The 15,568-nt window shown below is 67.4% G+C and carries 17 protein-coding genes; 7 read left to right on the top strand and 10 right to left on the bottom strand.

The genetic code is table 11. The features are described 5' to 3' along the window. Positions 1 to 104 precede the first annotated feature (104 nt). The 3 genes from C1O66_RS15815 to C1O66_RS15805 all read right to left on the bottom strand — a co-directional run bounded on the left by C1O66_RS15815 (position 105) and on the right by C1O66_RS15805 (position 1,873). Positions 105 to 740, bottom strand: a complete 636-nt coding sequence (locus tag C1O66_RS15815) for a hypothetical protein (RefSeq protein WP_133155243.1) — start codon at positions 738 to 740, stop codon at positions 105 to 107. Between the two features lie 146 nt (positions 741 to 886). Then, positions 887 to 1,330, bottom strand: a complete 444-nt coding sequence (locus C1O66_RS15810; RefSeq protein WP_102768764.1) for a GNAT family N-acetyltransferase — start codon at positions 1,328 to 1,330, stop codon at positions 887 to 889. Between the two features lie 3 nt (positions 1,331 to 1,333). After that, positions 1,334 to 1,873, bottom strand: a complete 540-nt coding sequence (locus C1O66_RS15805) for a DUF3455 domain-containing protein (protein WP_102768763.1) — start codon at positions 1,871 to 1,873, stop codon at positions 1,334 to 1,336. Between the two features lie 65 nt (positions 1,874 to 1,938). On the opposite strand from C1O66_RS15805, the gene C1O66_RS15800 reads away from it, so the two are divergent. The 4 genes from C1O66_RS15800 to C1O66_RS15785 all read left to right on the top strand — a co-directional run bounded on the left by C1O66_RS15800 (position 1,939) and on the right by C1O66_RS15785 (position 4,119). Next, on the top strand, positions 1,939 to 2,295 hold the full coding sequence (locus tag C1O66_RS15800; RefSeq protein ID WP_102768762.1) for a DUF3147 family protein: 357 nt from the start codon (positions 1,939 to 1,941) through the stop codon (positions 2,293 to 2,295). Positions 2,296 to 2,374: 79 nt separating this feature from the next. Further along, positions 2,375 to 3,016: a LysE family translocator gene (locus tag C1O66_RS15795; RefSeq protein WP_102768761.1), complete on the top strand. Its 642-nt coding sequence runs from the start codon at positions 2,375 to 2,377 to the stop codon at positions 3,014 to 3,016. 13 nt (positions 3,017 to 3,029) lie between these two features. Beyond that, complete coding sequence (locus C1O66_RS15790) at positions 3,030 to 3,572, top strand: DUF2939 domain-containing protein (RefSeq protein WP_133155242.1); 543 nt, start codon at positions 3,030 to 3,032, stop codon at positions 3,570 to 3,572. Positions 3,573 to 3,798: 226 nt separating this feature from the next. Continuing rightward, complete coding sequence (locus tag C1O66_RS15785; RefSeq protein WP_133155241.1) at positions 3,799 to 4,119, top strand: hypothetical protein; 321 nt, start codon at positions 3,799 to 3,801, stop codon at positions 4,117 to 4,119. A 55-nt stretch (positions 4,120 to 4,174) separates the two neighbouring features. Here the strand turns inward: C1O66_RS15785 and gshA are convergent, their stop codons facing one another. Further along, a complete protein-coding gene (gene gshA / locus C1O66_RS15780) occupies positions 4,175 to 5,728 on the bottom strand; it encodes a glutamate--cysteine ligase (RefSeq protein WP_102768758.1) in 1,554 nt (517 codons plus the stop codon). A gap of 178 nt (positions 5,729 to 5,906) precedes the next feature. On the opposite strand from gshA, the gene C1O66_RS15775 reads away from it, so the two are divergent. The 3 genes from C1O66_RS15775 to C1O66_RS15765 all read left to right on the top strand — a co-directional run bounded on the left by C1O66_RS15775 (position 5,907) and on the right by C1O66_RS15765 (position 8,341). Beyond that, a complete protein-coding gene (locus tag C1O66_RS15775) occupies positions 5,907 to 7,397 on the top strand; it encodes a GGDEF domain-containing protein (RefSeq protein ID WP_102768757.1) in 1,491 nt (496 codons plus the stop codon). A gap of 120 nt (positions 7,398 to 7,517) precedes the next feature. Further along, entirely contained in the window at positions 7,518 to 8,078 is a 561-nt protein-coding gene (locus tag C1O66_RS15770) for an adenine phosphoribosyltransferase (RefSeq protein WP_102768756.1), read from the top strand. 29 nt (positions 8,079 to 8,107) lie between these two features. After that, complete coding sequence (locus tag C1O66_RS15765) at positions 8,108 to 8,341, top strand: DUF2805 domain-containing protein (protein ID WP_102768755.1); 234 nt, start codon at positions 8,108 to 8,110, stop codon at positions 8,339 to 8,341. 10 nt (positions 8,342 to 8,351) lie between these two features. Here the strand turns inward: C1O66_RS15765 and kdgR are convergent, their stop codons facing one another. The 6 genes from kdgR to C1O66_RS15735 all read right to left on the bottom strand — a co-directional run bounded on the left by kdgR (position 8,352) and on the right by C1O66_RS15735 (position 15,407). Further along, positions 8,352 to 9,179, bottom strand: coding sequence for a DNA-binding transcriptional regulator KdgR (kdgR, locus tag C1O66_RS15760; protein ID WP_102768754.1), 828 nt, complete (start codon positions 9,177 to 9,179; stop codon positions 8,352 to 8,354). 65 nt (positions 9,180 to 9,244) lie between these two features. Next, complete coding sequence (locus C1O66_RS15755) at positions 9,245 to 10,549, bottom strand: pectate lyase family protein (protein ID WP_102768753.1); 1,305 nt, start codon at positions 10,547 to 10,549, stop codon at positions 9,245 to 9,247. Further along, complete coding sequence (locus C1O66_RS15750) at positions 10,546 to 11,724, bottom strand: pectinesterase family protein (protein ID WP_102768752.1); 1,179 nt, start codon at positions 11,722 to 11,724, stop codon at positions 10,546 to 10,548. Before C1O66_RS15750 ends, C1O66_RS15755 begins: the two co-directional genes overlap by 4 nt. 11 nt (positions 11,725 to 11,735) lie before the next feature. Continuing rightward, positions 11,736 to 12,902 carry an oligogalacturonate lyase family protein gene (locus tag C1O66_RS15745; RefSeq protein ID WP_102768751.1) on the bottom strand — a complete coding sequence of 389 codons (1,167 nt, stop codon included), beginning with the start codon at positions 12,900 to 12,902 and terminating at the stop codon, positions 11,736 to 11,738. 25 nt (positions 12,903 to 12,927) lie between these two features. Continuing rightward, a complete protein-coding gene (locus tag C1O66_RS15740) occupies positions 12,928 to 14,268 on the bottom strand; it encodes an ABC transporter substrate-binding protein (protein WP_102768750.1) in 1,341 nt (446 codons plus the stop codon). Then, positions 14,265 to 15,407 (bottom strand): ABC transporter ATP-binding protein, encoded by a 1,143-nt coding sequence (locus C1O66_RS15735; protein WP_102768749.1) that lies wholly within the window; start codon positions 15,405 to 15,407, stop codon positions 14,265 to 14,267. The genes C1O66_RS15740 and C1O66_RS15735 overlap by 4 nt, the downstream gene beginning before the upstream one ends. Positions 15,408 to 15,568: the final 161 nt, after the last annotated feature.

Here is a 15,568-nt window from a genome sequence, read left to right as displayed (position 1 = left end):
AGCCCTAGCTAGGGTTGAGGCGACCGTTCAATGCTGGAGCTAAGCGGCCACATCAATCGCAAAGCGATTGATGTGGCCGCTTGAGAGAAATGTTAGGCACCACTTTACTGATCCTGAGCGTAGGGTGCGACCAAGCTACGGTGCCGCTTATCCAGCCTGCGCAAGAGGCTCGTAATCCTCTCAGCGCGAATGCTCAGCTCCTCAGCTAGGGCAATAAGCTCCTCCGAGCTGCAAGGTTGCCGGCGATAAAGGACCAAGAATGCTTGATGCGCTACTTGGTTCCTGTGCTGAACTTCCGCTTGAAGGTCCTCGACTAGGCTTGTATCGGGGCATGTTTTTGCGAAGACCTTTAGCAATGTTCCCAAGGCGGCATTGTCATAGTCGTGGCCCGAGAATCCGAAGTGCAGATCCGCTCCAACCCGGTGCTTGACGATCTCGAAGTAGTTTCGGAGATATGTCTTGAGCAAGGCCTCGATCAATTGGTAGCCACCAAGCGCCAAGCTCGCAATCTTCTGGAAGCTGTCTTCTCGGGCTTGCAAGTCGTTTTCCATGGCGCCTAACTTGGTTGTATCCGGATCGTTGACGAATTCTGCCGAACATTTGAGCAATCGATCGGTCTGCTGGCCACAGAATCTCAGAGCCGAACAGCAGCCGACCGACGTGGCCTGTCTTTTGTGGTGGGCAGCAGTTTCATACAGAGAATTGCCGGCTCGCTGAAGGCCCCAATTCAAAACGTTCAAGCGACTCAGGAACTGCTGCGCCAATTCAGCGGGGTAGCGAATTACGTCGTGCGCGACACGGGATCTGCCGGTCGGCGGCCTTGATTGAACCCGCTAGGGCCATGGGCCGCGTGGCAAGGCAAAGCCCGAGGCGTCGACTCCCAGCGTTAGCGCCGCATCTCGAAGCTGGCCTCGCCATGGGCGTCGATGCCCAGATAAGTCCAGCCCGTGGCACGGTAGAAGGCCTCGGCCCGGGTGCCCGGTGCCGTGCCCAGGCTCAGGCGCTCAAGGCCCTCGCTGAACAGCCAGTCCACCATGACGGCTTGTAACTGGCGGCCGAAGCCGCGGCCTTCATGCTCGGGGTCCACAAACAAGGCCCAGATATTGCCGGTCTGACCATTGCCCACGGCAAAGGCGCGCACCTCGCCGGCTTCCTCGATCACCCACCCACGACCGGTGTCCTCGATGGCGGGGATGTAATGCTCCTCGCGGATCACATCGCTGGTGAGCGGGTTCTCGCGCACGGCGCGGCGCACGCGGTGCATGCCGGGGATGTCGCTGCGCAAGGCCTGGCGCAGCAGACCGTGGGTGGCGGCGGTGTTTTCAGGCATGGGTCATGGGGTCTCGAAGAAGCGGTAGGCGGCACGGTAGCTGATGCGCGCTTCACGGCCGAGGGTTTCGGCGCTGCAGCCTTCGGCGGGCGCCTGGCCGGCCACGGTGTCGATGCGTTGGATGGCAGCGGTCTTGGCAAAGACGCCGCTGCCGCTGTTGGATTTTGCGCTCAAGAGCAGCCAGGGAATGGCCTTGGGATCGGGGCCGGCATCGCGCGCGCGCACTTCGCCGACGACCTTGCTGCCGTCCTGAAACTCCCAGCTCGGGCCGGCGTAATGCTTGCCCACGCTGCGGCCTTTGGCATCGAAGAGTTCCGCTTCGGGTGCTTTGAAGGCCCACTCGAAACGGGCCGGCACGGCATCCTTGATGGCTTTGCATTCATAGATCTGCACGCCGGTGGCTTGCAGTTCCAGGGTCTGCTGCTGCGAGGCCGCGGCTTTCAAGGCCTCGGGCAGCGCGGCTGCGTGAAGCAGGCTGGTGGCGAAGAGCAGGCCGGCGGCAGCCAGGGCCTGGCGGGTGGTGAAGTTCAGGGTATGGGTCATGTGCGCATCCTAGGTGTCGCCATCCGGCGGGGCTGGAAGTCATGAGGCCCGCCTACACTGGCCACATGAACAGCTGGCTCTGGATCAAGTACCTGCTCACCGCCGCCGTGGTGGTGGCGGTGTCGGAGTTCGCGCGGCGCAACGACAAGCTGGGCGGGCTGGTCGCCGCCCTGCCCTTGATCACGGTGCTGAGTCTGGTGTGGCTGCAGCTGGAGCAGCAGCCGGTCGAGAAGATCGCCAACCATGCGCGCTACACCTTCTGGTATGTGCTGCCGACCCTGCCCATGTTTCTGGTCTTTCCCTGGCTGCTGGCCCGCTGGGGCTTCTGGCCGGCCCTGGGCTGCAGCCTGGTGCTGACGCTGGTCTTGTTCGCGGCGTTTGCCTGGTGCATGGCCCGGCTGGGCGTGGTTGATCTGCTGTGAGTTCTGGCGCCCGGCTGGCCCTGGTTTAAGCTGGCCCTTCTCTTCTTTTCTCTCGGTGTTCTGGAGCGCGGTGATCCCCATGTTTGGCACGCAAGACCTGACCCTGTTCATCGTTTCGGGCCTGCTGCTCAATATCGCGCCCGGGCCGGATTCCCTGCTCATCATGGCCCGCAGTGCCAGCCAGGGCTTTCGGGCCGGTTCGGCCGCGGCGCTGGGCGTGGGCAGTGGCACCTTGGTGCATGTGCTGGCGGCAGCGCTGGGCCTGTCGGCGCTGATGGCGGCGTCGAGCTGGGCCTTCGGCCTGGTCAAGCTGCTGGGCGCGGCCTATCTGGTCTACATCGGCCTGAGCCTGCTGCTCCGCCGCGCCGCGGCCGAGGGCCCCCGCGAAGCCGCCGCGACGCTGCCGCCAAAGCAAAGCCTGCGCAGCATCTATCTGCAGGGCCTGCTGACCAATGTGCTCAACCCCAAGGTGGCCTTGTTCTTCCTGGCCTTTGTGCCCCAGTTCATTGCGGCCGATGCGCCGAGCAAGCCGCTGGCCTTTGTCTTCCTCGGCCTGGTCTTCAATCTCAACGGCATGCTCTGGTGCCATTTCTTGGCCTGGAGCACGGCGCAGGCCAGCCGCCGCATCACGGCCAGCCCGCGCGTGGTGAGCTGGCTGAACCGCGCGATCGGTGCCGTGTTCCTGGGTTTTGGCCTGCGCCTGGCGCTGGCCCAGCGCTGAGGATGGGTGCTGCATGAGCCTCAAGCGCTTCAAACTCAAGCACTGGCTGCTGGCCGCGCTGGCCCTGGCTGGCCTGGCCTTGTATGCCAGCCCCTACCTGGCCTTGATGCAGATCCGTGAGGCCGCGCGAGAGCGTGATGGCGCGGGCCTGGCGGCCTGGGTCGACTTTCCCAGCCTGCGCGCCAGCGTCAAGCAGGGCGTGCACGAGCGCCTGCTCTCCTCCGCCAGCGACCGCACGCAGCCGCCCAGCCCGGCCCGAGCCATGGGCGCAGCCGTGGCGGGCGCCCTGCTCGGCCCCATGGTCGAGGCCTTGATCACGCCGGCCAGCCTGGCGCGCCTGGTGCAAGGCGTGCCACCGGCCAGCGCGGCCCTGCCGCAGCCTTCAGCAGAGGGCTCAGGCGCTCGCCCGCGCGTGGAAACGCGCATGGGCTACGAGCACCCGCAGCGCTTTGTCTTCAGCATCCGCCAGGCCGGCGAAGACGAGGACCCGGTCGAGCTGGTGCTGCACCGTCAAGGCATGTTCCGCTGGCAGATTGCTGAGTTGCGCTTGCCTTGAGTGGTTTCGCTTCGGATCGGGTGTGAAACCACCCACGAAGGGTGATTCTCAAAAGTCCCGATGGTGTGGATACTGCACGCCGCTCGCAGTCTAGGGGTGAAGGCATGCGGGTGCATCTTGGGATGACCTGCTGATCCATGAAATTAGAGGGAGTCTCGCCATGAACAATGGATTCAAGAGGACCGTCTTGGTCCTGTCTTGCGTATGCATGACCGCATGCAGCAGCATGCAACTGACGCCGATCACCAAGGAAATGCCTGAAACTCAGCGCCCGGCGCTTGCAGTCAACGACCAAGTCACCGTCGTTTTGAACTCTGGGGAACAGCTGAAATTACAGGTCACCGCCACTGACAAAGACGCGCTGAGCGGCCGATTGGACGCCAGCGGTGAAATCCACCGCGTGCCTTGGTCAGAGATGCGTCAGGTCGAACACCGTGTGTCTGAACCCATCAAAACGACTTTGCTGGCGGTGACGATCTACGTTGTTCTGGGCGTAGCTTTGGCCAATTCGGTGGCCAGGGGAGTGGCCAAAAGCCTGGGTCTCTGATCCTGGCCGAGCCGCTGGGGCCGTAGCCGGGCTAGGCCCGCCGGATCCAATCGGCTCACACCTCCATCCGCTCCGGCGCCAGGTAGTGCTGGCGGTAGGTCTCGAACGGCAAGGTGTCGGCCTGCTCGATGCGCGTCTGTTCGGCCAGGGATTCGGCCGCTTGCGCGGCGAAGCGCTGGGCCAGTTCGGCGCTGTAGGGCAGGTCCAGCAGCTGGGCACGGGTGGCCTCGGACTGCTGGCGGATGAAACCGATGTAGGAGTCATCGAAGCTGCGCGCCATGGCAGCGAGCACCCGGGCCGAGGGGGTGCTGTCGGGTTCGGCCAGGGTGCGGCGGGCGGCGGCCAGGGCGTCACGGTAGTCGTGGCCGCCATGTGCGGCGTCGAGCGCGGCGGCCATGGGCGCACAGCCGTCCAGCAGCTCGGTGCCCCAGTCTTGCAAGGTGCGGCTGCCGCCGTCCGGGGTTTGCAGGCGCAGACCCGGCTCACGACCGCGTGCGGCCACCAGGTGCTGGTTCTGGCCCAGGGCGCGGATCTCTTCGGGGGTGTCCGGCGGGCTGTCGCTGAGCAGGCAGTGCAGCAGGAAGACATCGAGGAAGCGCACGGTCGGGGCCGCGATGCCCACCGGCACAAAGGGATCGAGGTCCATGCAGCGAACCTCCACATACTCGACGCCGCGCTCGCGCAGCGCGTGCAGGGGGCGCTCGCCCGAGCGGATCACGCGCTTGGGGCGGATGGTGCCGTAGAACTCGTTTTCGATCTGCAGCAGGCTGGTGCTGAGCTGGTTGTAGTCGCCGCCGGGGTTCTGCACGCCGATGGCTTCATAGGCCGGATAGGGCCGGGTCAGCGCGTCCTGCAATGAATCGGCATAGCTTTCCAGGCAGTTGTAGCTGACCGCCAGCGAGGCCTGCGCGTCGCTCTGGTAGCCCAGGCGGCCCATGCGCAGCGAGGTGCCATGCGGCATGTAGAGCGTGCCGCCATTGAGCGACTGCAGCTCGTGCTGGCGACCCTGCACAAAGCTGGAGCACAGGGCCGGCGAGGCGCCGAAGAGATACAGCAGCAAGAAGGAATGGCGGCGGAAATTGCGGATCAGGGCGAAGTACTGCTCGCTGCTGACGCCGGGCAGGGACCAGTTGTAGTGGATGCCCGAAATCGTCTGCATGCGCCGGCCGTAGCGCTGGCCCAGGCCCATGCGGTAGACGCTCTTGCTGCGGCCGACATTGGAGTGGCCATAACGGCCCAGGGGGATGGTCTCGTCGGTGGGCAGGCCGCAAGGCATGGAGCCGACCCAGAGCCGCTCCTCCTCGCTGCTCTGACCGCAGCAGCTCATCTCGTGCAGGGTCTGGTAGACGGCCTGGTGCACCTCGGTCAGCTCCTGCAGGCAAGACTCGACCCCGGCGTGCACGCCGGTGATCAGCTCGACCTGGGATTCGCTGAAATCGGTGGTGATGTGCGGGTGCGTCAGGGCCGAGCCCAGGGCTGCCGGGTGGGGGGTGAGTGCCAGCTGGCCGTTCGGGCGCGCGCGCAGGCTTTCCTTCTCGATGCCGCGGCGTATGCCCAACAAGTCAGCCGCACTCAGTTGCTCCAGACGCTTGTTGGTTTGGCTGTTCATGCTGTGTGTCCCCGATCACCCTCTTTGCAATCGCGCACGGTACCAGAGGGCAATGAATCTTGTCTCGGCGCGGGACACTTGTCTTTTGTGCTAGGGGCACACACAGGGCCCGGGTTTACCCGGCCCCCCAAGGGTGGGCTGGGCGTTGCGGGCGGGCCTGGGTACGCTGCGGCCTCCCATGAAGTCCTACAACCCCGATGCCGCCATCCGCTGGCTGCCCCTGACCGTCGTGCTGGCCCTGGCTTTGCAGCTGGGCGTGTTCTGGGTCGACCAGGCCAGCGAGCCCGACCCGCGCTGGCTGCCCGGCCTGGCCGAGCTGAGCCTGGGCTTCAACCTGGTCCTGGCCCTGCTGGCCACCCTGGCCCTGCGCCGCGCCCGCGAGCGCATCCGCGCTGCCAACCGCAGCTTGGCCGAGGCCATCGATGCCCTGCCGGCCAGCGTCGAGATCTTCGATGCCGACGACCGCCTGGTCGCCTACAACCAGCAGCTGGCCGCCAACTACCCGCATATGGTGCCGGACTTCCAGCGCCACGCCAGCTTCGAGGAGCTGGTGCGCCGCTCGGTGCGCGAAGGCGCCATCCCCGCCGCCGTGGGCCGCGAGGAGGAATGGCTGGCCCAGCGCTTTGCCGACCGTGCGCGCGGCCAGGAGGCCTTGCTGCAGCGCCTGAGCGATGGCCGCTGGCTGCGCATCTTCGAGCGCCGCACGCCTTCGGGCGGCATGGTCGGCGTGCGCCTGGACGTCAGCGACCTGATCCTGGAGCAGCAGCGCCTGGCTGCCAGCCAGGCCCATCTGCAAGCCTTTGTGCGCGCGGCGCCGAATGGCGTGCTGACCCTGGACACCGAAGGCCATGTGCTGGAGCTCAACCCCGCTGGCGAGCGCCTCTTTGGCTTCAGCGCCGCCGAGCTGCGCGGCAGCCACATCGACCTGCTGTTCGGCATCTGCATGGGCGACAGCCCGGCCGAGCTGCTGGGCGAGCCGCGCGAGCTGAGCACGCGTCGCCGCGATGGGCAAGAACTGACCCTGCAGCTGAACATGGCCGAGGTGCGCACCGACACCACCCACCGTTTCGTCTGCATCATCACCGACCTGAGCGAACGCAAACGCCAGGAGGTGGCCCTGCAGCTGGCCAATGCCCAGCTGGCCCGCCAGTCCACCACCGATGGCCTCACCGGCGTGGGCAACCGCCGCCATTTCGACCACCTGCTGCAGCAGGAATGGCTGAACAGCGCGCGCGAAGGCCACAGCCTCGCCTGCGTGATGGTCGACATCGACCATTTCAAGCAATACAACGACCACTACGGCCACATTGCCGGTGACGAGACCCTGCGCCGCGTGGCCGAGCTGCTGCACACCTGCGTGGGGCGCAGCGGCGGCACGGTCTGCCGCTTCGGCGGCGAAGAGTTCGTGCTGCTGCTGCCCGACACCGACCTGGCCCAGGCGCAAACCCTGGCCCAGCGCTGCCTGGACAGCCTGCGCCTGGCCGCCATCGAGCATGCCGCCTCGCCGCTGCGCCGCAGCCTGAGTCTCAGCATCGGCCTGGCCGCGGGCGTGGCCGAGGCCCATGCCAGCCCGCTGCGCCTGGTCGAGCAGGCCGACGCGGCGCTCTACGCCGCCAAGCAAAACGGACGGGCCCGCCTGGTCTGTGCCCCGACGGTGCGCGCGGCCTGAGCGGAGCCCGCCGCGCTGAGGCAGCCCTGAGCCTGCCCCGAGCCTGACTCATTGCGGTCCAGGCTCGCTACCATCGGGGCTTCCGTCTGCTTTCGTTCCGGCCCTTCGGAACCCCCTGCCATGCCCACTTCTGCCGCCGATGCCGCCATCGGTCACTACCTGCGCAGCCACATCCGCACCGTGCCCGATTGGCCCAGCGCCGGCGTGCAGTTCCGCGACATCACACCCCTGCTGTCCAACCCGCGGGTGTTCCGGGTGCTGATCGACCAGTTCGTGCACCGCTATTTCGACCTCAAGCCCGATGCCATCGCCGGGCTCGATGCGCGCGGCTTCATCATCGGCTCGGTGCTGGCCTACGAGCTGAACATCGGCTTCATCCCCATCCGCAAGAAAGGCAAGCTGCCCTTCACCACGGTGGAGGAAACCTATGAGCTGGAATACGGCAGCGCCACGGTCGAGATGCACACCGACGCGGTGCGCCCGGGCGAGCGCGTGGTGTTGATCGACGACCTGATCGCCACCGGCGGCACCATGGGCGCCGGCGCCAAGCTGCTGCAGCGCCTGGGCGCCGAGGTGGTGGAGTGCGGTGCCATCGTCGACCTGCCGGAGCTCGGCGGTTCCGCCCAGTTGCGGGCGGCGGGGCTGCCTTTGTTCACCTTGGTCGACTTCGCGGGCCACTGAACCGGGCCCAAGCAAGGGACAATCGCGCCATGGCCAAACCCATCCCCCGTCTCAGCGCTGAAGAAATCAAGCGCGTCATCGCCACCGCCTGGACCGATCTCCCGCCCTACAGCAAGGTGCTGATGGAGCATGGTCTGGGTCAGGGCGAGCTGGTGCAGCTGATGAAGCGCGAACTCACGCCCACGGCCTACAAGCAATGGGCCGCCCAGGGCAAGGGCGTGAAAGCGCCGACGCGCAAGGCCCAGTGGCCTTACGGCAAGTAAGTCAGCCGTTTCAGCCGCGGCCGGCTGCTGCCGGCGGGTCCAGCGGGAACTTGGTGCAGCCCAGCCGGGTCGAGATGTCGCGGCTGGCGGCCGTCAGCATGGCGATGATCTCCGGCGCCTTCTCCTCGTCGTAGCGGAAGGTCGGGAAGGAAATGCTCATGCCCGCGATCGGCTGGTTCAGCCGGTCGAAGATGGGGATGCCCAGGCAGCGGATGTGGTCGTCGAACTCTTCGCGGTCTTCGCCGTAACCCTGGGCGCGCACGCGCTCCAGCTCGGCCAGATAGGGACCGCGCTCGACGATGGTCTTGTCGCGGAAACGCTTGAACTCGGCACTGTCGAGGATGCGATCGCGCCGCTCCGGGTGTTCCCAGGCCATCAGCACCTTGCCGATGGCGGTGCAGTGCAAGGGCGCGCGGCGGCCGATCTTGGAATACATGCCCAGGGTGTGGCGCGAGTCGATCTTGTGCACATAGATGATCTCGCTGTCGATCAAGGTGCCCAGGTGCACGGTCTCGCCGGTCTTGTCGGCCAGCATCTGCATGTGGTGCTTGGCCAGGTCCACCAGGTCGGGGTACTGCAGTGCCTTGGCGCCCAGCTCGAAGGCCTTCATGCTCAGGCCGTAGCGCTCGCTGTCGGCCTGCTGGCGCACATAGCCCAGAGTCATCATGGTCTGCAGAAAACGGTAGACCGTGGCCTTGGGCATGGCCAGGCGCACCGACAGCTCGGAGATGCCGGTTTCGCTGCGCTCGGACAGGGCTTGCAGGATGGCAAACACCTTGAGCACCGCGGCCACCGATTCGGGCTGCTTGCCGCCGCTGTCGACTGAATCGTCATCCATTGTTTTGTTTTCCCCGGGCTGGTGTTTCATTTGAAGTGGATTGTCCACGGCTTGGCGTTTGCGCTCTACCGGGCTAGCCCGGCCCCGGCCCCAGCAAGAACTCGGGCCTCGACCTGCTCGGCCGGCTCGACCGGCGCCGCCAGCACCGGCTGCCAGCCCAGGTCGGCGGAAATCACCACGCCCGGGTTGGCCGCGCGCAACTCGGCCAGCAGGTCCACCGGCTGGCCGTTGTGCAAGGAGCCACGGTCGGCGAAATGCTGGCCCTTCCACCATTTCACCAGCTGCCGGCTCGACAGGCCCGGCGCGCTGCGCCAGACGTTGGCCTCGCTGAGGACGCGCGACTGCACGCCCACGCCGATGCTGTAGTCATAGGCTTTCAGGTTCGGCACGCTGAACAGATTGTTGTAGAGGTGCACCTGACCGTAGCGCACCCGCGGGGTGCGTGCCTGGGTGCGTTCCCAGTGGTTGTGGTGGAAGCTGACGCGCAGATGGCCGGCGTCTTCGCTGCGGCTGTCGCTGCTGCCGATCAGATGGGTTTTGTCGTGGTCGCGGAAATGGCTCCAGCTGACCGTCACCAGATCGGACTGCTGGGTGATGTCCAGCAGGCCATCGTGGTGCTGCATGGGCCGACCCAGGGCCCAGCGCTCGGCGCGGTCGGGGCGCTCGCCGTCGTCAAAGGTGCAATGGTCCACCCAGACCCGGCGCGCGCCGCGCAGCGAGAGGTTGTCGTACTCGGAGTTCCACTCGCCGCTGGCATTGTCCTTGGGGTCCCAGGCGGGGAAGAAATCGTAGGCATCGGAGAAATGCAGGCCGCGCACGATGATGTTCTGCACCCCGTCCAGCAGCAGCATGCCGTTCTTGAAGCCGGCCTCCGGGCCCAGGCCGACCAGGGTGGTGTCGGAAGGAATGCGCACCGTGGTGTGGGCCGATTGCCGGCGTGCCGAGCGCAGCCGCGCTTCTTCCATCGGCCCGCTCGGTGGCACCTTGCCCCAGGTGGCCGGGGCGTAGGCGGCTTCAAAGGCGGGCCAGCTGAAAGCCGGGTCGCGGAAGTCCTCTTCCTGCAGCGCCCGGCCCTGGGCATCGGCGCTGAGGTCGATGCGGCCGCGCACCTGGATGATGCGCGGCCGGGCCGGGCCAGCCAGCGCCGCCAGCAGCTCGCTGCGGCTGCTGACGGTGAACACATCGGCCGCGGCGGCATCGGCGCCGCCGCGCGTGCCGCCGTTCAAGGAGGCCCAGCCGTCGCCAGGCGCCAGCACGCTGCGGGCCCAGGGGCTGAGTTCGGTGCTGACGCGCTCGACCGGCAGCACGCTGCAAGCGATCAAGCTGCAGGCCGGCAGGATGAGAAGAAGGCGGCGGCGGAGGGGCTTCATGGCACATCCTGGTTGCGGTGTTCGAGCAGGCGGTTGGCGGCCTCGCCCTCGGTCTGGTGCGGCCGGCGTGCGGTGGAGGGGCCCCAGACGCCCTCGCGCCGTGCGTGGATGTGGGCGCCGATGCGGCTTTCGCGCACCACGGCCAGGCCATTCGGTGCCGAGGGGCCGGCGCGCCACTCGCCCTTGGCCACACCCTGGTCCCAGGCGCGGCCGAGCCAGACGCTGCCCGGTGCCAGGCCGGGCTCGGCCAGGAAGCGGCTGTCCTGCACGATGAAGCCGAGGGGCTCGTTCGCGGCCGTGCTCGGCGCCAGCACGATGCCGCCCTCGCCCGGCGTGCGCCGCCCGGCGCGGCTGAGCACGGTGCAGCGCTCCAGCAGCAGGCGGGCATCGCCGAAGATGAAATCGACATCGCCGGCGATCAGGCTGTCATGGACCCAGACGCGGCTCAGGCCCGAGCCTTCACTTTCACCCTCACGGCGGCGGCTGGCATAGAAGGTGTCCTGATGGCCCCAGAGCTGAACCCGGTCCAGCTCGATGCGGTCACCGCGCGTCATCAAGGCCACGGCCTGGGCGCCGCCGCCCTCGCCCACCTCGGGCGGGTAGCCTTGGCCGGCGCGCACGCCGTCCAGGGCGCTGTTGACGATGCTGAGATGGCGCAGCGTGACCTCGTCGCTGAACACCGCCACGCTGGCGCTGCCGGCCGTGCCGTGGCGGGCCGCGCTGCTGGCTGGAAAGCAGGGCGAGGCACTGCCGGGCTCGCGCGGCTGGGCGGCAAAGCGGCCGGCCACCAGGCGCACCTCGCCGGGTTCTTCGCCAGCGCCGTAGATCGTCAGCGGCGGCTTGTCGTGGATGCAGACGTTCTCGACGTAGCGGCCTGGCGCCAAGCGGATGAAGTAACGCGTCGGCGCACCGGCCACGGATGCTGCGTTGCGCGAGGGCAAGGCATCAATGGCCGCTTGAAGGCTGCGGTGGCTGCCGCTGCCGTCGGCCGCCACGCTGAAATGGGCGGGCAGCTCGCCGAGTGGTGGCGCCGCTGCGGGCTGCCAATCCGCGAGGAGGGCGGCGCGGGTGTGCAGCCGGGCTTGGCCTTCGCTCAGCTGCGGACGCAGCTTGGGGTTGGCCTGCCCGCTGCCGGCCAGCAGGGCAAGGGCCAGTGCAAGTGCACTTCGACCCATACGTAGTACCTTCACTCCAGATCAGCCAAATAGAGCGCCGGCTCGCCCTCCGCGTCCGAGCTGAACAGCACCTGGCGCTGGTCGGGCGTGAACGAGGGGTGCGGGTGGGTGACCTGGCGGTTGCCCTTGTGCACGCGCCAGGAGCTGTTGTGCCGGGCGATGGGCCGGGTGCTTCCGGCGCGCAGGTCGAAAAGGTGAAGGAAGGGGTCGTTCTGGATCTCGTGGCCGCGTGTGTTGGCCACATCGGTGGGCGTGCCGCTGCCGTCGCCCACCAGCAGGCTGCCGTCGCCATTGCTCATCAGGTGGGAGCAAGGCGGCATGGCGCTGAGGCGGCGGCTTTCCAGCGTCACCGGGTCGAGCGAGCAGATCCAGCGGTCCGTCTGGCCTTCCAGGTAGGAGACAAACATCATGGACGAGCCGTCGGGCACCCAGAACTCGTGCGTGATGCTCTCGCCCGGTTCGTGCTCGCGGCCGCAGCGCAGGCCGCTGCCGTCCTCGTTGATGAACCAGATGCGCGCGTCAATCAGGTCGTGCGGGCCCTCGTGGCAGAAGGCCACGGTGTGGTCGTCGAAGGGGCGGTACTGCGGGTGGCCGAGCCAGCCCTTCTTTTCGAGAATCACCTGGCGCTCGCCGGTGGCCAGGTCGATGCGGAACAGGCGGCAGCGCGGCTGCGCGTGGTACATCTGGTGGAACTTCTGCCAGTCGGACAGGGGGAACCAATCGTCGGCATGGATCTCGATGCCCACCATCTGCGTGCAGGCGCTGTTGGACACCCAGGTGCCGTAGCCGACCCAACCCTGGGGCACGGTGTAGACCACCTCCTCGCTGAGGTCGCCCAGGTCCAGGCGGATCAGCTGGCGCTCGGCGCGCACGAAGTAGAGGTGGCGGTCGTCGGGGCTGAGGAAGCCGCCAAAGGTGTTTTCACCCGCACCATCGCTGAGCTGGGTGGCGACCTGGCTTTGCAGGTCCAGCAGGTGGTAGTTCCAGTCCGTGCCCGGGCCGAACTCGGCGCCGAAGATCAGGCGCTGGCCGTCATTCGTGAAGCACTTCTGGTAGAAGTAGTTGCGATGGCAGGTGATGTCGGTCGGCGTCAGGCGGGTGACGCGGCCGCCCTCGCTGGCGCTCAGGCGCAGCTGGGGGCAGTCGGTGAAGTGGAGCTGGCGTTCGGTGCGTTTCATCGGGTCGTTCCAGGCAGGGGCGGGGTCACTTGATGCGCTGCAGCAGGGCATTGCCCTCGGTGATCAGGCGGCGCGCGGCGTCTTCGTCGCCGGTCTTGCCGTAGGCGATGGTCTCGAACACCTCGCGCATGAATTTGTGCAGGCGGGCATGTTCGAACAAGGGCGCCGGCAGGGCGATCTGGCCGGCCGCGCGCTGCTGGCGGATCTGCTCATGCGCTTGCAGCTCCAGCGGCGGCAGCTTCTTGGCGGCCAGCAGCACCTCGACCTGGGCCTTGGCGACGGGCACGCCGCGGGTGCGGCCGAGGATCAGCGCCGCCTCGCGGCTGGTCAGCAGATAACTGAGCAGCTCGGCGGCCAGCGCGGCATTCTTGCTGTTGCGGCCCACGGCCAGCATCACGGTGGGGCGGCCGAACATGCCGCTGTTCTTGGCGCCAGGCAGGGTCGGGTAGTCGCCCAGCACCAGGCGCTGCTTCTTGTCCAGGGTGGCGGCGCGCAGGCCGATCACGGAATCCCAGGTGTAGTTGCCGGCCCAGTTGCCGACCACCCAGTCCTGCTGCTGCTCGGTGGCCTTGTCGGCGCCGCCCAGGCTGGCGCGCAGCTTCAGCGGCGTGGCGACATGGCCGTCCACCAGGCGGCGGTAGGTGCGCACCCAGTCCAGCGCGGCGGCGAAATCCATGGCCACGCGCGGTGAGGCTGGGTCGACGTAGGGCGTGCCGTGCTTTTGCTGCACATAGCTTTGCGACAGCAGCATCATGTCGTAGAGCTCGCCGTCCAGCGGGTAGGCCTGGGGGCCCAGGCGGGTGCGCATCAGGGCGCCGGCGGCGAAGAGCTCTTCCCAGGTCTTGGGCAAGGCCATATTGGCGCGATCAAACGCCGCCTGGTTCCAGAGCAGCACGCGGGCGCTGTAGCTGACCGGCAGGGCGTTCAGGTGGCCGGCCACCATGCCGGTCTGCACGTCTTCGGCTTCGAACTGGTCCAGGGCCAGGTGCTGGCGCTGCTGCAGCAGGTCGGCAAAGCCATTGCCGCGCTTGGAGAACATGGCCAGCCAGGCCCAGTTGATCTGCATGAGATCGGGCTCGGAGCCTCCGGCGATCTGGGTCGTCAGGCGCTCCAGATACCCATTGAAACCCATGTACTCGCACTTGATCTTGACGCCCGGGTGCGCAGCCTCGAAGGCGGCCACGGCTTTGAGCGTGGCCTCATGCCGGCTGGCGCCGCCCCACCAGGCAAAGCGCAGCACGGTCGGAGCGCCTGTGCTGGCGCTGCCGTCCGGCCCGGTGGGCGAGCAGCCGGGCAGCAGGCTGCTGGCGGCACCGGCCATGCCGGCGGCCAGCACCGTTCGCCGTTGCAGCAGGGCGGGCTTCACAGCAGCAGGTTCGCGCCGGTGTCGGCGTCGAACAGGTGGGCGCAGGCCATCTGCAGATGAAACAGGTGGCTGTCGCCGCGTCGCTTGTCGGCCAGGCCGTTGAGCTGGTCGGCCGGCACGCGCGCGGTCAGCGGCTGATCACCGATGGACAGGTGCACGAAGACTTCGCTGCCCATGTGCTCCATGAAACGCAGCGTGGCCGGCACGGCCAGGCTGTCGCCTTGCGGCCGGGCCTGGGCGCTGATGTGTTCGGGCCGCAGGCCGAACTTGATGGCGGCGGCGCGGCCGCGCAGGCGTGCGGCCTTGGCCGGCGGCAGCGGCAGGCGCTGGCCGCCGAGCAGCACGGCCAGGCCGTCTTCGCCCGCATCTCCGCCGATGGCTTGCAGCTGGGCCTCGAGGATGTTCATCTCGGGCGAGCCGATGAAGCTGGCCACAAAGGCATTGGCCGGCCGGTCGTAGAGCGCGGTGGGTGTGTCCACCTGCTGGATCACGCCGTCCTTGAGCACGCAGATGCGCTGACCCATGGTCATGGCCTCGACCTGGTCATGGGTCACGTAGATGACGGTGGCGGGCTGGCCCGATTCGCGCAGGGTGCGGTGCAGCTCGGTCAGGCGCACGCGCATGGAGGCGCGCAGCTTGGCATCGAGGTTGGAGAGCGGCTCGTCGAAGAGAAAGACCTCGGGCTTCTTGACGATGGCGCGGCCCACGGCCACGCGCTGGGCCTGGCCGCCGGAGAGCTGCTTGGGGTAGCGGTCCAGCAGATGCTCCATCTCCAGCAGCTGGGCGGCCTGGCGCACGCGCTGGTCGACCTCGGCCTTGGGCGTGCCCGCCAGCTTGAGGCCGAAGGCCAGGTTGTCGTACACCTTCATATGCGGGTAGAGCGCATAGTTCTGGAACACCATGGCGATGCCGCGCTGCTTGGGCGCCAGATCGTTGACGCGCCGGCCGCCGATCTGCAGCTCGCCGCCCGAGATGGTTTCCAGGCCGGCGATCATGCGCAGCAGCGTAGACTTGGCGCAGCCCGAGGGCCCGACAAAGACCATGAACTCGCCGTCCTGCACTTCCAGGTCCACGCCATGTACGGCCTTGAAGCCATTGGGGTAGACCTTCTCGATTTTCTTCAGGCTCAGGTGGGCCACGTGTGTGTCTCCGTCTCGTGTTTTTCCTTGCAGGAGCTGGGTGACCGGACAGGCAGGCGCCTGCTTCCGCTCATGTCCCCCGTCGCGGGCCTGCGGCCCGCGCCTCCTCCTTGACTTCGCTTCAGCAGGCACCTGCCCGTCCGGTCTTGCGGCGCAGCGGC

It is taken from the genome of Paucibacter aquatile (assembly GCF_002885975.1).
Taxonomy (GTDB): domain Bacteria; phylum Pseudomonadota; class Gammaproteobacteria; order Burkholderiales; family Burkholderiaceae_C; genus Paucibacter_A; species Paucibacter_A aquatilis.
Note: the sequence above shows the minus strand (reverse complement) of the source record. Positions and strands in the feature narration are given on the sequence as shown.

Excerpts from the sequence above, each read along its gene's own strand:
- C1O66_RS15810 (WP_102768764.1), bottom strand. The coding sequence starts at position 1,330 with ATGCCTGAAAACACCGCCGCCACCCACGGTCTGCTGCGCCAGGCCTTG.
- C1O66_RS15805 (WP_102768763.1), bottom strand. The coding sequence starts at position 1,873 with ATGACCCATACCCTGAACTTCACCACCCGCCAGGCCCTGGCTGCCGCC.
- C1O66_RS15800 (WP_102768762.1), top strand. The coding sequence starts at position 1,939 with ATGAACAGCTGGCTCTGGATCAAGTACCTGCTCACCGCCGCCGTGGTG.
- C1O66_RS15795 (WP_102768761.1), top strand. The coding sequence starts at position 2,375 with ATGTTTGGCACGCAAGACCTGACCCTGTTCATCGTTTCGGGCCTGCTG.
- C1O66_RS15790 (WP_133155242.1), top strand. The coding sequence starts at position 3,030 with ATGAGCCTCAAGCGCTTCAAACTCAAGCACTGGCTGCTGGCCGCGCTG.
- C1O66_RS15785 (WP_133155241.1), top strand. The coding sequence starts at position 3,799 with ATGCAACTGACGCCGATCACCAAGGAAATGCCTGAAACTCAGCGCCCG.
- gshA (WP_102768758.1), bottom strand. The coding sequence starts at position 5,728 with ATGAACAGCCAAACCAACAAGCGTCTGGAGCAACTGAGTGCGGCTGAC.
- C1O66_RS15775 (WP_102768757.1), top strand. The coding sequence starts at position 5,907 with ATGAAGTCCTACAACCCCGATGCCGCCATCCGCTGGCTGCCCCTGACC.
- C1O66_RS15770 (WP_102768756.1), top strand. The coding sequence starts at position 7,518 with ATGCCCACTTCTGCCGCCGATGCCGCCATCGGTCACTACCTGCGCAGC.
- C1O66_RS15765 (WP_102768755.1), top strand. The coding sequence starts at position 8,108 with ATGGCCAAACCCATCCCCCGTCTCAGCGCTGAAGAAATCAAGCGCGTC.
- kdgR (WP_102768754.1), bottom strand. The coding sequence starts at position 9,179 with ATGGATGACGATTCAGTCGACAGCGGCGGCAAGCAGCCCGAATCGGTG.
- C1O66_RS15755 (WP_102768753.1), bottom strand. The coding sequence starts at position 10,549 with ATGAAGCCCCTCCGCCGCCGCCTTCTTCTCATCCTGCCGGCCTGCAGC.
- C1O66_RS15750 (WP_102768752.1), bottom strand. The coding sequence starts at position 11,724 with ATGGGTCGAAGTGCACTTGCACTGGCCCTTGCCCTGCTGGCCGGCAGC.
- C1O66_RS15745 (WP_102768751.1), bottom strand. The coding sequence starts at position 12,902 with ATGAAACGCACCGAACGCCAGCTCCACTTCACCGACTGCCCCCAGCTG.